Source organism: Luteibacter sp. HAY1-4A, from assembly GCF_056755355.1.
The window spans coordinates 1-14783 of sequence record NZ_JBNDHZ010000021.1 but is presented as its reverse complement, the minus strand read 5'-3'; the positions used below and the strand labels follow the sequence as shown (position 1 = coordinate 14783).

General features: G+C 60.3%; 7 protein-coding genes. 3 read left to right on the top strand and 4 right to left on the bottom strand.

The genetic code is table 11. The annotated features are described in order from the left end of the window. Positions 1-57: 57 nt before the first annotated feature. From ACPYOD_RS08990 to ACPYOD_RS08980, 3 genes are read right to left on the bottom strand one after another with little or no spacing between them, the layout of a single operon-like run. A complete protein-coding gene (locus ACPYOD_RS08990) occupies positions 58-1404 on the bottom strand; it encodes a c-type cytochrome (protein WP_481301399.1) in 1347 nt (448 codons plus the stop codon). 5 nt (positions 1405-1409) lie between these two features. After that, positions 1410-3179 (bottom strand): GMC family oxidoreductase, encoded by a 1770-nt coding sequence (locus ACPYOD_RS08985; protein WP_481301398.1) that lies wholly within the window; start codon positions 3177-3179, stop codon positions 1410-1412. 2 nt (positions 3180-3181) lie between these two features. Continuing rightward, positions 3182-3961, bottom strand: coding sequence for a gluconate 2-dehydrogenase subunit 3 family protein (locus ACPYOD_RS08980; protein WP_481301397.1), 780 nt, complete (start codon positions 3959-3961; stop codon positions 3182-3184). An 826-nt stretch (positions 3962-4787) separates the two neighbouring features. Between ACPYOD_RS08980 and ACPYOD_RS08975 the strand changes: the two genes are divergently transcribed. Beyond that, entirely contained in the window at positions 4788-7880 is a 3093-nt protein-coding gene (locus tag ACPYOD_RS08975) for a TrlF family AAA-like ATPase (RefSeq protein WP_481301396.1), read from the top strand. A 312-nt stretch (positions 7881-8192) separates the two neighbouring features. Here ACPYOD_RS08975 and ACPYOD_RS08970 read toward each other — a convergent pair whose 3' ends face one another. Continuing rightward, positions 8193-9581 carry a hypothetical protein gene (locus tag ACPYOD_RS08970; RefSeq protein ID WP_481301395.1) on the bottom strand — a complete coding sequence of 463 codons (1389 nt, stop codon included), beginning with the start codon at positions 9579-9581 and terminating at the stop codon, positions 8193-8195. A 276-nt stretch (positions 9582-9857) separates the two neighbouring features. Here ACPYOD_RS08970 and ACPYOD_RS08965 point away from each other — a divergent pair, with 276 nt between their 5' ends. Both ACPYOD_RS08965 and ACPYOD_RS08960 read left to right on the top strand, forming a co-directional pair. Further along, complete coding sequence (locus ACPYOD_RS08965; protein ID WP_481301394.1) at positions 9858-12692, top strand: SEC-C metal-binding domain-containing protein; 2835 nt, start codon at positions 9858-9860, stop codon at positions 12690-12692. Positions 12693-13075: 383 nt separating this feature from the next. Continuing rightward, positions 13076-14783: hypothetical protein (locus ACPYOD_RS08960; RefSeq protein WP_481301393.1), on the top strand; the 1708-nt coding region annotated here is incomplete at its 3' end.

Here is a 14783-nt window from a genome sequence, read left to right as displayed (position 1 = left end):
GCGTGCTCCATGCCGGCGAGGACATCCGGCGAATGATGTCACGGGGATGGGCGGCGATCATGGCTGGTCGCCTGAGTTGTCGGTAAGCCGCACGTTAACCAGATCGAGTTTCTTACGCAGCTCGGCCACCTGATGCGCCTTCACAGGCGATCCGCGGTTGCCCCAGCTATTGCGCACGTAGGTCGTTACGTCCGCTACCTGCTGGTCTGTGAGCTTCCAGGCGAAGCTGGGCATCGTGAGCGGCGAGGGACGGGTTGGCGATGGCCCAACGCGCATGCCGGCCAGGATGATATGCAGCACGCCAGTGGGGTCGTTCTGCTGGACCACGGCGTTGTTACCCAGCGGCGGGAAGAAGGTCTTCTGGCCGACGGCGTTCTCTAGGTGGCAGGCAGTGCATGCGTCGGAGAATATCGCTGCGCCGCGCTTCATCGACGCCCCACCGGCGGGTGCGACGTCGACATCCGGGCTCGCGGGAAGCGATTTGAGGTACACCGCAATGGCGTGGCGGTCTTCATCGGTGATCAACGAGGTTGAATAAGTCACCACGTCACCCATCGGGCCGCCGGCAGACGAATGCTCGTTACGACCCGTCTTCAGGTACTCGGTGATATCGTCCACGCTCCAGCGTCCAAGGCCGGTGCGCTGGTTCCCGGTGAGGTCCGGGGCCACGAAGGCATCGAGCACGCCACCCTCGAGATCATGTCCCTTCTTGTCGGCGCCCAGCATGTTGCGCGCGGTGTGGCATGCGCTGCAGTGTCCGGCACCGCGCACAAGGATCTCGCCTCGGCTCCAGTCAGGCGGTGCGCCGGCGGGAGCTTGCGACTTGGGTGCGTCGCGCAAGGAAACTACGTTCCAGAACGACACCATGAACCTGATATTCATGGGAAAGATAAGATCGTTTTCGGGAGGCTTGTAAGCCACCGGCTTCGTTGTCTTGAGATAGGCAAGCAAGGCGTCGTCATCGGCGCGCTCGAGGTTGCGAAACCACGGGTAAGGGAAGGCCGGATACAGATGCTGCCCACGCCCGCCGATGCCGTCGTGCATGGCTTTGTAGAACTGGTCCGGCGTCCAGTTGCCGATGCCATTGGTGGGGTCGGAGGTGATGTTCGAGGAGTAGATCACGCCAAAGGGCGTGTTCAGGCCCAGCCCGCCTGCGAATGGCTCACCTCCCGCGCGTAGGTGGCATGACAGGCAGTCGCCCATGCGCACCAGGTACTGCCCGCGCCGCAACTGTTCGGCGTTGGGCCCGTCGGCGATGGGTTGGGTGATGATCTTCGCGGCCGCCACGGAGGTGACGGGCCCTGAGGGCAGCGCTGCGGCACGGCCAAGGTTCCACAGCATGAATGCGCCGCCAACGATGCCCAGCACGATCAGTACCAGTACGATGCGGATAAGGGTTCGCATGACATCTACGCCTGTACCAGGGGGCCAGGGTCCTTCAGGTATTGCTGCACGATCGCCTGTGCCGAGTAGTACGCCAGCGCGGCCACGGTGCCCGTGGGGTTGTAGCCTGCGTTCTGCGGAAAAGCCCCCGCGCCCATCGAGAACACATTGGGCACGTCCCAGCTTTGCAGGTATTTGTTCACCACGCTGTTGGCCGGGCTATCGCCCATGATCGCTCCGCCCGTATTGTGCGTGGTCTGGTAGGGCACCACGCTCCATGAACCGGTACGTCGGTTCAGCTTGATCTCGCGCGGGTTCATGGCCCTGGCGATTTCCGCAGCCCGATCGGTAAGGTAGTCGGACATCTTGTGTTCGTTGTCGGTGAAATCGAACGTCATGCGCAACATCGGCCGGCCATGGATGTCGCGGTAGGTTGGATCCAGGTCCAGGTAGTTGCCGCGATGGCTCATGCACGAGCCATGCACGCTGAGGTTGAAGGAGCGCAGGTAATTCTTGGCCGCTGCATGTTTCCAGGCTTTGCCCCACGCAGGCGTGCCCTGTGGGGTGTAGATCATCTCAATGGGGCGACCGCCTGTGATCATGCCGGCGATATAGGCGCCGCCGATGAAACCCAACCCCGAATGATCGAAGTTGTCGCCGTTGAAATCATCCACCACCGTGGCCAGCGCACCGGCACCGATGAAGGGATTGATCAGCTTGTCGTCGAAGAACACATTTACCGACGACATTGTCTGGTAGGCGTAATTCTTTCCCACTACGCCCTTGCCGGTGACCGGATCGTACGGCGTGCCGATGCCTGACAGCAGCAGTAGACGCACGTTCTGCAGGATGTATGACGACAGGATCACGATGTCCGCGGGCTGAAAGAACTCCTCGCCGGCACTGTTCACGTACGTAACGCCGGTGGCTCGCTTCTGGTCCGGCGACAGTTCCACTTTCAGCACCTCGCTCTCCGTGCGCAGGGTGAAGTTGGGTTTGGCCATCAGGTAGGGCAGCAGGGTGGTCTGCGGGCTGGCCTTGGAATAATTGCCGCAGCCGAATTTCTCGCAGAAGCCACAATAGGTACACGCACCCAACTGCGCACCGAAATTGTTCACATAGGGCTGGCTCAGGTTACCCGTGGGGTGGGGGAATGGATGTCGTCCGAGTTCGGCCGCTGCCTTGCCGAACAACGTCGGCCCATACGTCTGGGGCATCGGCGGCGTGGGATATTCCGCGGAGCGGGGGCCCTCGAACGGGTTGCCGCCTGGCTGGATCTGGCCATTGAGGTTGCCAGCCTTACCGCTGGTACCGCAGAGAACGTCGAACGTGTTGTAGTGCGGTTCGAGGTCTTCGTACGTCACGCCCCAATCCTGCACGGTGAGGTCGTAGTCGGTGACGGACTTCTTGCCGTAGCGCTGCTCGTTGTGGCTTTTGGTCAAGAAGTCCGATGGCAGGAACCGCCAGATCTGTCCGTTCCAGTGCACCCCGCCACTGCCTACGCCCGTTCCCAGCAGGAACGAACCCAAGTGGCGCATCGGTAGTGCCGTCTGGCTGGTGTTGTTGCGAATGGTGAGCGTGTCGTCGGCTACGTTCTGAAACAAGTGGTGCCGCCACATGTAGCGCAATTCGTCCTGCGCGAAGCCGGTGGCGAAATCGGTAGGAGTGTCGCGCCAGGGCCCGCGTTCGAGCGCGAGCACTTCAAGCCCGGCATCAGCCAGCTGCTGGCCCATGATGGCGCCTGTCCAGCCGAAGCCGACGATCACCGCATCGACGGGTTTGAGAGTGGTTGCCATGCTCAGGTCTCCGAATTCCACCCAGGACGGCCCTTGAAACCTACGGGCGGGAAGGGCACCGGCTCGCCATGGCGGCTGACCCATTCACGATAGTCGTAATGCGCGCCGGGAAAGCCGATCATCTTCCAGGCGCCCATGTCCTTGTTGCCGCCGTAGATAGGATCGGAGAAATATCCCTCCTTGGTGTTCTGCAGCAGCATGGTGAAGAAGGCCTTGGCATCAACACCGTCTTCCAGTTGCACCTTGCCCGCTTCCAGGTCCTTGAGCAGCGCGTCCCGCTCGTCGTCGGACAACTTGGCGAAGTCCGCGCCGTTATGGTTGGTGTGCGCGTACTTGTTGATGGCGCCGATCGCCGCGCGATACATCTGCGCAGGCGAAAACCGACTCTGGTAACCCTGCTCGGGCGCACCCTTGGCCCATGGGCCGCCGAGGTAATAGTGATCCCCACGGCCGAAGGGCCCTGCCAACTGCCGGTCGATGAAGAACGGCACGTTGGCTTCGACGGCGCCGGGGCCCACTTCGTCGTTGGGAATCAAGCGGCCCACGGCGGCCTCGATAAACTCCCGTTCGACCGGCGTGAAGAACTTGAAGTCGGTGCCGGATACACCCGGCGGTGCATCGGCCAGGCCCTCTTGCCATGGCATCCCTCCCTGGTAAGTTCGAGGCGGTGCACCCAACTCGCCGTCGTGGATCTTCGCCCCCAGGGCGCCGGCGACACCGGCAGTGGCGGCAACGGCACTTCCCAGGAGGAATTGCCTGCGGTCGAGCTTGGGCCTGTCCATCGAACGTTCTCCGGAAGTTTCGCTCCCTGCATGGGGAGTACGAGTGTCGCGGTGATGCGTGCCCCTGGCGCTTGTTTGAACGTATCTAGAATCTATTCCTAACTATTATCAGACTCCGTGTAGCCTGAATTGGACGTTCCTACACTTTGTTTCAGTGACCTGCCGATGGCCGGCATGATCAATCTCTCTCAACGCTCCAGTCCGTCGTGAGCCGAGCCTCGCCTGACAAATGCCGGCGGGTGCCATTCGCTTACGCGGGTTGTCGCCGGCAGCGTCGAATCATGGAGGATCAGCGCGAATGCGCGCCGCGGGACGGTGCCAATGGCCATTAAGACGGTGCGGAGAGAATTAACTAGGTTTCGACAGGTGCGGCCGATAGTCCCTACGCACGTATACATGCGCGCATAATGTATATTATGTCAACTTTTTCTATCGGGAATACCGCGACTGCTCCGATCTGTACTCGGAAGCGCAAAAGCTGAACGTGTACGAGGACCTGCAACGCCACATCGACGCTTTGCTTGCCTTAGGCATTTCGCTTTGCCACGGTAGCCGTAAAGTACGGTTTGCCCCAGCGGCTGCCGGCGGCGAGCCCCGGACCGCGGCCGTGCTGTACGTCGTCGCGTTTCGCTTGGGCCACGAGCCGACGCAGATTGCGATGCCCAGAGCGGCCCGCATCGGGTAGCAGCGAAACACCGTCGCGACACGGAGGCCTATTGGTTAGGCTCATGAAGTTACTATCAGTTAACGCTGGCACCTTGAAGAAGAAACGCCTGCGGTAGGAAGAAGCCACGGTTTGCATCGGCCAACAGTTCAGGGGACGACAATGACGAATGATCCTACCGGCTCGACTTGGAAAAAGTGGGACTTGCACGTTCACACGCCGTCGTCGGTTGTCCACAGCTACCCCGGCGCCAGCCAAGACGATGCGTGGGAAGCTTTCCTTCAAGACCTCGAGGCCCTGCCGCCTGAATTCAAGGTCATCGGCATCAATGACTACATCTTCATTGATGGCTACGAGCGAGCGCGCAAAGCCAAGCTCGAGCAAGGTCGTCTCAAAAACATCGACCTGCTGTTACCCGTCATCGAGCTGCGCTTGGACAAATTTGCTGGGGTGGTCAAGAAGGAGAAGGACGGCACCTACTCGCAGTCCGGCTGGAACCGCATCAACCTGCACGTCATCTTCGACGCGATGGACCCTGAGGTCATCCAGCAGCAATTCCTAAATTCGCTTACCCCGAGTTACCAGCTGATCCCCGACTCCAGCGACTGGAACGGAAAGTGGAAAGGCGTCATCACCCGTGACAGCTTGTCCGAACTCGGGAAGATGATTGTAGAGTCGGCGCCGGTTGACAAACGAGCGGACTATGCCCCGCACCTGCAGGAGGGCTTCAACAACTTATGCGTGAGCCTGGAGAAGGTTCTCGAGGCGCTCGACAAGCACTACTTCGCCGGGAAATACCTTATCGCGGTAGGCAAGACGGAATGGGACAACCTCAAATGGGATGATCAGTCCATCGCCGAGAAGCGCAACATCATTAATCAGGCCGACTTGGTTTTCACTGCCTCCGCCAATCCGGCCGCATACGACGCGGCGCGTAAGAAGCTCTTAGAGTCCAACGTGAAAGCTACGCTGCTCGACTGCTCCGACGCACACACGCCTAGCAGCTCGGAGAACAAGGACCGCGTCGGCAACTGTTTCACCTGGATCAAGGCCGATGCTACCTTCGACGGCCTCGTCCAAGCCACCACCGAATTCGAGGACCGCGTGTTCATCGGCGACACGCCGCCCAAGCGCCTGCTTGTCGAGGCCAACCGCACCAAATACGCCTCCAAAATCCGCATCGGCCGTAAGGCCGGCTCCACGCTGGCAGATACTTGGTTCAACGTAGACATGCCGCTTAGCCACGATTTGGTCGCCATCATCGGGAACAAGGGAAGCGGTAAGAGCGCAATGGCCGACATCGCCGCGTTGGCTGGCGACACCAAGAATTTCAGGAGCTTCTCGTTCCTCAAAGACACGCGCTTTCGAAATCCAAGGAGCAGGCTCGCTCAGCACTTCCTCGGCGCGCTGAGCTGGCACGACGGCACCGAATCTGAGCGTTCGCTCGACCAAGATCCTTCCGAGACCAGCGTGGAGCGGGTGAAGTACTTGCCGCAGAGCTACCTTGAGACGTTGTGCAACGAGCTCGGCGACGGCGGCTCGGCGACCTTCGACACCGAGTTGCGCAAGATCATCTACACGCACGTCCCGGAAGAGGCTCGACTGGGCTACACCTCCATGAACGAACTGCTCGATTTTAAGGTCGCAGAGATTGACAGCGCACGGGAGCAGGTCATCAAGGAAATTTCGAAGACCAACGCCGAAATTTTGCAGGCCGAGCGTCGGCTCACGCCGGAGTTCAAACAGTCGCTGCAAGAGCAGCTCGACGCCAAGGTCGCCGAATTCAACTCCCTCGTGGCCTCGAAGCCCACCTCGGTGGAAGACCCCACAGAGTCGGAGACAGCACAGGAAGAATCGAAGGCCGCCACCGAAAAGATTCAGGCGCTCGAGGACGACCTCAAAAAGCTGCTAGAAGAAGAGAAGCTGCTTCGCGACAAGAAGGCCGCCGAGGCCAAGCGTCAAGCTGTCCTGAGCCGAATTTCCCAGGCTGTCACCAACCACAAGAAGGCCCACGATCAATTTTTGGCGGAGCTGGTTCCCATGCTGGCCGAGGTTGGCCCGGACTTGAAGGCCTCTGAGGTGGTCGAGTTGAAGATCGACACCACGAAACTCGACGCGCTGACCAAATCTGCCAAAGAGTCGATTGCCGGCGTGGACGCTGCACTCGCCAATCAAGAGCCCACGGGCCTCTCCAAGCGTCGCGAGGCGACCGAGGCGACGATGGCTGAAATCAAGAGCAAGCTCGGCGAGAAGCAGCGCTTGTTCATCCTCTTCAAGGATCAGGTCGCCAAGTGGGAGCGTGCCAAGGAAGTGCTTGTTGGAAACAAGGATAAGCCGCAGTCGATCGAGTGGTTCAAGGCCGAGATCGAGTCCTTAGGCACCCTGCCCGTCAAGCTCGCGGCCCTACGCGCGAGCCGGGTGGAGCTGACCAGGGCGGTCCATGAGCAGATCGGTAAGACCGTCGAGGAATACCGCCGTCTGTATGAGCCGGTGCAGCAGTTCGTCAAGTCCGCTGCCCAGATGGAGATGCACCTGCCGCTGGACTTCAACGTGCGCATCGAAGAGTCGAACTTCCAGGAGCAGTTCTTCTCCCGCATCAATCGGCAATCGCGTGGTAGCTTCTCAGGGGTGGACGAGAGCAACCAACTCGTGCGCGGGCTGCTCAAAGAGGTCAACTTCGGAGACGTGGACTCGACCCTGAAATTCCTCGAGACCATCGACGACATGCTGCACTTCGATCGACGCGAATCCGGTGCCGGCCGCGAGACCCGGATCATCGATCAGCTCCGCAAGGGCGGTGAGCCCCAAGACATTCTCGACTACCTCTACGGCATGAGCTATTTGGCGCCGAGGTATTCGTTGACGTTCGATCAGCAAGAGATCAGTCAGCTCTCGCCCGGCGAGCGTGGCCTACTCTTGCTCGTCTTCTACTTGCTCGTAGACAAAGACGACATCCCGATCATCATCGACCAGCCCGAGGAGAACCTGGACAACCAGACCATCTTCAAGGTGCTTGTTAAGTGCATCAAGGCGGCCAAGCAGCGGCGCCAGGTCATCATGGTGACGCACAATCCGAACTTGGCCGTGGTCTGCGACGCCGAGCAAATCATTTACGCGACCTGCGACAAGGCGACGAATACTTTCAGCTACGTCTCTGGCGGTATCGAGTCGCCGGTGATCAAGAGCACCGTCGTTGAAATTCTTGAAGGCACCGAACCTGCCTTTAAGAATCGGAAGCGCAAGTACGGCCTTTGATGACGGTATGCTAGTGCGCTAAGGCCTTAAAGTCACCCTCGCTTGGACGAGATAGATAGCCGCGATCACAAAGCCTAATCCCCTGCCTCTGCGCTGTCTGCTTCCAGTCCCAAAAGTCGTTCAGTATCGCGACGTGGTACAGACACCCCGGCTCCATCGACTGAAAGAACCCGAGCTACTCGCCAGAGGACTGATGGCACCAGCCATCGACCTTACGTGCCGACCGCAATGGCCCTGAACTGTGAGATGTCGCCGAACGCCAATACGTAGGGGTTCTGCGTTGCGATGGGAAAGCGGCTCACAACGAAGTGCTTAATTTCGGTCAGGCCCAACTCCGCCAAAAGTGTTTGCTCGCGCGCGCTCTTTCTCGAGGGCCTTCCTGTAGGCCAGGTCGAGGTAGCGGTTGTAGCGAACGAACCTTCGTACGTCGAACTCGATCCGATTCAAGTTGACGAGGTTGTTCTTGCACTGAACGTTGTAGATCACGCCGCCGAGCTTCGCAACGACATCGAACTCCGCGCGCCCCACTCTCTTGATCTCCGTGACGTCGAACCCTTGAGCCCGCAGCGCTGCTTTGACCGAATTCTCGAAGATGAATCCGGAGCGTATCTGGTATCGACGAACTCGGTTCAGACAAACATTCTTCCAGTGGTTTGCAAATCGAGTGAGCAGGGTAATCGAAGTGATCAGGTCGCCACCGACTCGCGTGAACGGCGCGTAGGTACTGGTGTTGTCGATGTAGTCGGCGCCTTCAACAATTAGCGCCTTTTCGAGGGTCTCGGGAATCTTCTGTTCGGAACACAACTCGTCGAATCGCCTAACTGTCAGCCGAACGAAATACTCGTTATCAACGATAGGGAGCATACTGCGAATGAACGCGGCCAACTGACCATATGACGTCTCGTGGAGGTTGAACTCCATGTACGCCGCGGCGATTAACGCGAGATCGTTCTCCAGCGCGGCCTTGGAAAAAATCAGTCGGCGGTTCACTGAAACACGCTTCACCCCACTGAAATCGATATCGGTCATTTCGGTGATAGCTGTTCGCTCGGGCTCCAGAGACAACGAGTCCAGCCCGTTGAAGCTGTGGCTTGCCAAGATCCCCACCTCGTCGACGTCTAAGGCGAAGTCAGGGTACACCTGGGCCAGCATCAGGTTGTGATGCATCGACGTTGTTCCCAGACAGGCGGTCTCGATGAGGTAGAGGAACTGGTTGAGGCCGTCCAGCTCGTGCAGTCGCTTACTTCCCCGGCAGACACCAGGAATGGTGTGAAGGAGAGCCAGCAGATGCCTTCGGCGGGATTGCAGGTAGCCGATGGCCGCGCCGACGGTTGCCATTTCTCCAGCTGCAGGCAGCTGATTTGTCGCAAACGATGCTGCGATTGCGTGCAGCTGCATGAGCGTTTTCACCAGCCGCTGTGCTACCAATCGGGAGAAGCGCGACTCCAGTCCTGCTTTGATGGATAACAATGCCTGGATCACGCAGCTCACGTCAAGCAGGGCCAAGTCCACAATCTCTTCGAGGAGCGGCTCGCCACACATTTCTACCGGCAGGTTGATCAGCTCTTCGATACCGCGGAAGGTCGAGAACCAGACCTCGAATGTGCTTCTCGGCTCGAAGGGTGCCAGAGACGATTCGATGGCGTTTCGCGAGAGGGAAAGCGCCCGCATAACCTCGGCCTGCGCGGCCGCGCCTGTCAATCGTTGTCCTACCATCCGCTGGCCCCCTTGGTAAGGCGCTGAATCATTGTCCCGCGCTATCTTTGATTTGAGGCTGCATAATATAAAGTAGAACCGCCACCAGGGAGGTGGCCCTTGATCGCATCGCTTCGGTGTCCGCAGGTAGGCCCCAGAATCACTTGTATGCTCGTTCCGCCGCTATCAGTGGCCAGGATGGGTATTACATCCCAAACGGGGCGATCAGCTGTCGCTGGCGAAAGCAGCCCGAGAGGCCAAAAACCAATTCCCCTTGCTCATATGACCCATACGCAAACACTCGATCCAGCCCAAGAGATCCGCATTGAGGCGGTGCACCGAGGCTTCCTGTATCAGCATTTATATGCCGCCGCGTGTCTTCTTACTTCAGGGCAGATCGACGCAACTTCCGTGATGGTCGAGCGTGACGAAGACATTGAACTCATTACATCGGTAGGACGAACCTACATCCAGGTCAAGACGCGTAGCCAGGCAATCATGCCGGCGGATATCAAATCGGCTCTGGAACGGTTCGACGTGCTGCGGCAGGAGCACGTGCAGGGCCGGCGGCCGGGCCGAGCGACGTTCGTAGTGGTGGTCAACCGGGTCTTGGGACCGTCGTTGATTGAGCAGGTCGAGGCTGGAAAGCTGGCGGGCGACGTTGAAATCCTATGGCCAGGCCGCGTTTGTTCTGGCGACCTTTGTCAACTTCCGCCAGCTTGGGCAGATATCGATGAGGCAATCTCATGGTGCGTCGATCAAGCCGCGACAGTGCCACTCGCGATGCTAGCGCCTGACTCCCTCGTGTGGAAACTGGCTGGACGCGTCCAAGTCGCGGCCGCCGGGGAGGCGCCCCATGCGGATCACACCTTCGTGCTCGCCGATTTGCCGTCGCTATTCGACCAGATCCTGATTCAGCTGCAGGACTTCCCTGCGCCGCCTGAGCAGTACCGTCCCCAGGAGAACGAACCTCAAATCGACTCGAGCTCCCGGGTCCGGATCGTTTCCGGCTTCTCAGGCGCGGGAAAGACCGCATGGGCGTCACAGGCGGCCACCTTTATCAGCCACAACTGCGCGTACTTCGACTGCTCGGAGACGCCGGGGGAAGCCCTCGCCCTATCGCTGGTGCGTGAGCTGGCTGCCAAGTTGGCCGGCGCCGGTTCGGACGCCGCGCGGAAGATTTTGTTACCGGGCGCCACTGGCACCGAGTCACTGCGCCAGCTGGATATCTATTTCAAGCGCGAGGGACTCTCACCGATCGTTGTGCTGGACAACGTGCATCGTGTTTCGGCTGAGAGCCTCAAACGTATGATCGATGTCACGTCGGCGCTGAAGTTCGTGCTCCTGGCGCAGCCGCTTGGAACGTTGCCCGAGATCGAAGCCCTTCTGGGGGTGACACGAGAGCCGCTCAAAGGGTGGGGTGTCGACGATGTTGCGGCTGCGGCTGTTGGATGGGGATGCCGCGGAGATGCGCCCATTATGGGGCGTCTGAAGACGCTGACGGCTGGCATGCCTCTGTTCGTCAGGAGTGCCACCACGATTGCACGCGAAGAGTATGCAGGTCGCATCGACCAGATGTGCGACGCCGTCGACGGGTTGACTAACCTTACCCAAACCGCGCAAGAGGTCATCTTGGCGAAGGTTTTCGACGCGTTCCCCCTTGCCGCGCAACAGACGATCGCGGTTCTGAGCCTGTCCGATATTGGCATGCTGCCAACCGAGATCAACAAGCTGCTGGATGCGGCCCTAGAGATGAATGAACCAGCGGTTGCCGCCGTGATCCGCGCATTGCGAGCGGCTGGGGTAGTGGAGATCTATGGCAACAAGGAGATCCGACTGCATGACGCCATCCGTGTTGTGGGGAGCCAGCACCTCTCCAGCATGCCTGCAGAGGTCGCGTTACGGGCTCGCGTTGCCCTCAAGAACCTGATGGTCGAGGCGTTCGAGCGTGATCGCAACGCTGCACGCTTCTCGCTATACACGCGGCTGCTGCTGGCCACTGGGGACATCAAGACGCTGGTAGACCTCATCGGTGAAGAGATGTTCCACGAGATGGGCGTTGCCGTAGAGGTTTGGCACGGCTTAGAGGCGCTGGTCGCCAAGGTCGGATCGGACCCGGGTCAGCGGTACTGGGCTCTCGATGGTCTTGTCTTCTCGGACATGAAGCTCGGGCACGTGGATCGTCTGGCGCCGAGGTTGGAGGCAATGGAGCAACTGATCGATAGTGGCGCGCTAGGTGAGGACGAAGTTCTATCCTTCCTGATGAAGCGCATGCTCTATTTCGCGAACCAAGGTGACGAGGAGGGGGTTCGGCGCGCCATTATCGAGCTGGACAGCCGATTGCCGAACAAGCCTGTCCACCGGCGCGTCTTCCTCTACAACGCGGCAGCAGCGTTATTTCGCCTTCAGCGCTACAAAGACGCGATGGGGATCGTCGAACAGGTGATCGACGAGACGTTCGCGGTTCTTGGCATTCGGCCCGAGCAGGTTCTCGGTGCGAAGCAAGCCGCGCTCTGGGCGCTCATCAACAACCCGGAACTTGATCACGCGGACATCAAACGACTCGCCGATGCGCTCGAACTCAAGGCGATGGTGGCCGACAAGTTGAACGTGCTCACGCCTTTCTCGCGAATCCACGCCATGAAGTTCTATGACATGGCCGGCGCCATCGACTCGCTCATACGTGTCGGGCAAGACCTCACTGACGAGTTCGTCGCACGACGTGATTTCGTGGGCGCACGTGAGGTTCTTGAGAAGTACGTCATGCCAGTTGTCGTGGACAACCAACTACTGAATCGCCACTTGGATGTCCGTGCGCAGTACGCCGTCGTTCTGGCCTACTGCGGGTTGTACTCAGAGGCCGAGCGGGAGATGGAGCGGCTTCAAGCTTACGAGGCAGGTCTGACGCCCGGGGCCAGCATGACCCTTGCGAACCAGCGCCAGCTTATCGCGGAAATCAAGGCCAATCCGATACCGTCGTGTCGCCCGGGAACGCATCCTCTGGTAATCCAAAGGAGTAAGCCGATTTCCGCCGCGGTCAAGATCGGACGCAATGAACCCTGCCCTTGCGGTTCTGGCAAGAAATTCAAGAAGTGCGGCTGCGGTCTTGCCGGATAAGCGTGGTGTGCTCACGAGTGCCATCGTCAACCGCCTACCCAGAATACTCCCGGTGCCGGACCACCCTCTAGTTAAGCTTTCTCCATTCCGGACCATATCGACGCAGGTTGCTCGTGATGCGGCCTCTACATACGCTTACTGACAAACTGACGGCGCGCGCTAGCGGAGCCGCCGAACGACGTTTAACCCTGCAAAGGAACGCTTCCTGCGGGTGCAGAGTACTTGTTATGGGTCACTCCTACCCCCGATAACGACGTCTAATCGCCCTGCCCTGATGCCCGTTTTCGGCCAGTGGCGCCCCCTGTCGCAACGCGCCGCGCTGCGCCGTGCGGGAACGGGTAGAATCTGTCAGGGCGACAGGCATCTTTAACAGGAGCGATTGGGTGAGCCGTGATCGGGATATCGAGCGCACGATCCGGAACGGCGAGCGCAACCAGTACGCCAAACACCTAGTCCACAATTGGTGCCGTCATGCCCGCGTGCAGAAGTTTGGTGGCACCGGCCTGATCGAGATGCAAACCGGCCTGCCCATCGGACACCACGCCATGCTGTGCGATTTCGCCGCGGCCTCGGGAATGGCAACCTGGCTGCTGGAAGAATCCGCGGTGCGCTTCCATGACGCCAATTGCGTGAGCTGCCCGCATCGTGTGCCGGTCGGGTTGCCCAACCTCGCCATGCTGGTCGCGCAACGCGACGCTGATCGCCAGGACGCACAGCTGCGTGCGCAGGAAGCACAACGCGTCAAGGAGGCGGCCCTGCGTGCCCGCGCGGCCGTCCGCGCCGAGCTGCGCACGATTTTGCCGGTCCTTGCCAAGACCTTCATGGACGATCTGGACCGGCTCGATGCCGATCGCAACGATCAGGCGGCCACCCGCGTGATCGAAAGCGCCCGCTTGGCACCGGAAGTGCTCGTGCCAGCGCTGACCGAATACCTGTTCTCGGTCCTCGAAGGCGATGACCACTGGTTGGAGGCGGTCGGGCTGACCCTTCTGGCCGACACGCCGGACCAGCCTCGACTGGTCCGCTGCGCGATGAAATGTCTGCGACAGGGGTATGCTCTCGACCTCGCCGCCGCGACGGTGATGCAGCGACTGAACCACATCGATGTCGCTGATGTCGCCGAGGCGGTCATCGGCCTGGCGTACGTCGCGACGCCACCACGTTCGGAGTTTGGTCGCCCCCACCACAACGACGGCGATCCGAATCCGCTGACCCAATTGGCGGATCGTTTTCCCGAGGTCGTCGAACGAGGCCTGCTCGCCTTGCTCAACCGCCGCGATCAACTCCGGGTGGGCGTGACCATCCGGGCCATGGGCCTGCTGATCACCAGGAACGAGCGTTGGGTCCGCCCCTTCTTGCGCCCTCTCGCGGGGCACCTGTCTCGGCTGGACGTTCTGGTCGAGATTGAGCGCGACTCCGAAATCCGCCAGATTGCCCATGACCTACAGGCGGCTTTGGCCGATGCTTTCCTGGCGGCCCCCGACCTCGCCGATGTAGAACTGATGCGCCAGTTCGAGAGTGCCTCGGATGAGGGCGAAGGCCGCGTGGCGGGTGTCTACGAGCACGTGCTGCGCCACGCGCATCGCGATCGTGACGCCGCGCCCGTTGTGGAGCCGGTCCACACCCATGCGTTCATCGTGGCGATTCGACGGCTGGCGACGCTGTCGGCGACCTCGGACAACAGCGCGGTCACTCAGCAGGTCCTGGACGCGTTACGACGTCCGGATGCAGCGCTGGTACCGGCCGCGAAAGCGGCGATGGACGTGTTGCTGGGCACTGCCGCGCTTCTCGATTCCAAACTGCAGGCGCCAGAGCCAGAGCCCAGGATCCTGGCGCCGCTTCATCCGCTGGCAGAAATGGAAAAAGCCAACCGCCGCTCGAGCCTATGGTATCTACGAGCGGCGCTGCTTGAGCTGGCCACCCACGGCGCGCTCGCCGATGCCGAGGGACTGGCCCGCTTCGAGGCGTTTCTCAGCCAGCGCCGCCTGCTCGGCGACTCGTTCGAGGCGGCGATCATGCGGGAGATCTCGCCGCTGCTCGCGACCAGCGCCGGACTCAAGGCTATGCTGCCTCTGTCTCTTATACACATCT

Excerpts from the sequence above, each read along its gene's own strand:
- ACPYOD_RS08990 (WP_481301399.1), bottom strand. The coding sequence starts at position 1,404 with ATGCGAACCCTTATCCGCATCGTACTGGTACTGATCGTGCTGGGCATC.
- ACPYOD_RS08985 (WP_481301398.1), bottom strand. The coding sequence starts at position 3,179 with ATGGCAACCACTCTCAAACCCGTCGATGCGGTGATCGTCGGCTTCGGC.
- ACPYOD_RS08980 (WP_481301397.1), bottom strand. The coding sequence starts at position 3,961 with ATGGACAGGCCCAAGCTCGACCGCAGGCAATTCCTCCTGGGAAGTGCC.
- ACPYOD_RS08975 (WP_481301396.1), top strand. The coding sequence starts at position 4,788 with ATGACGAATGATCCTACCGGCTCGACTTGGAAAAAGTGGGACTTGCAC.
- ACPYOD_RS08965 (WP_481301394.1), top strand. The coding sequence starts at position 9,858 with ATGACCCATACGCAAACACTCGATCCAGCCCAAGAGATCCGCATTGAG.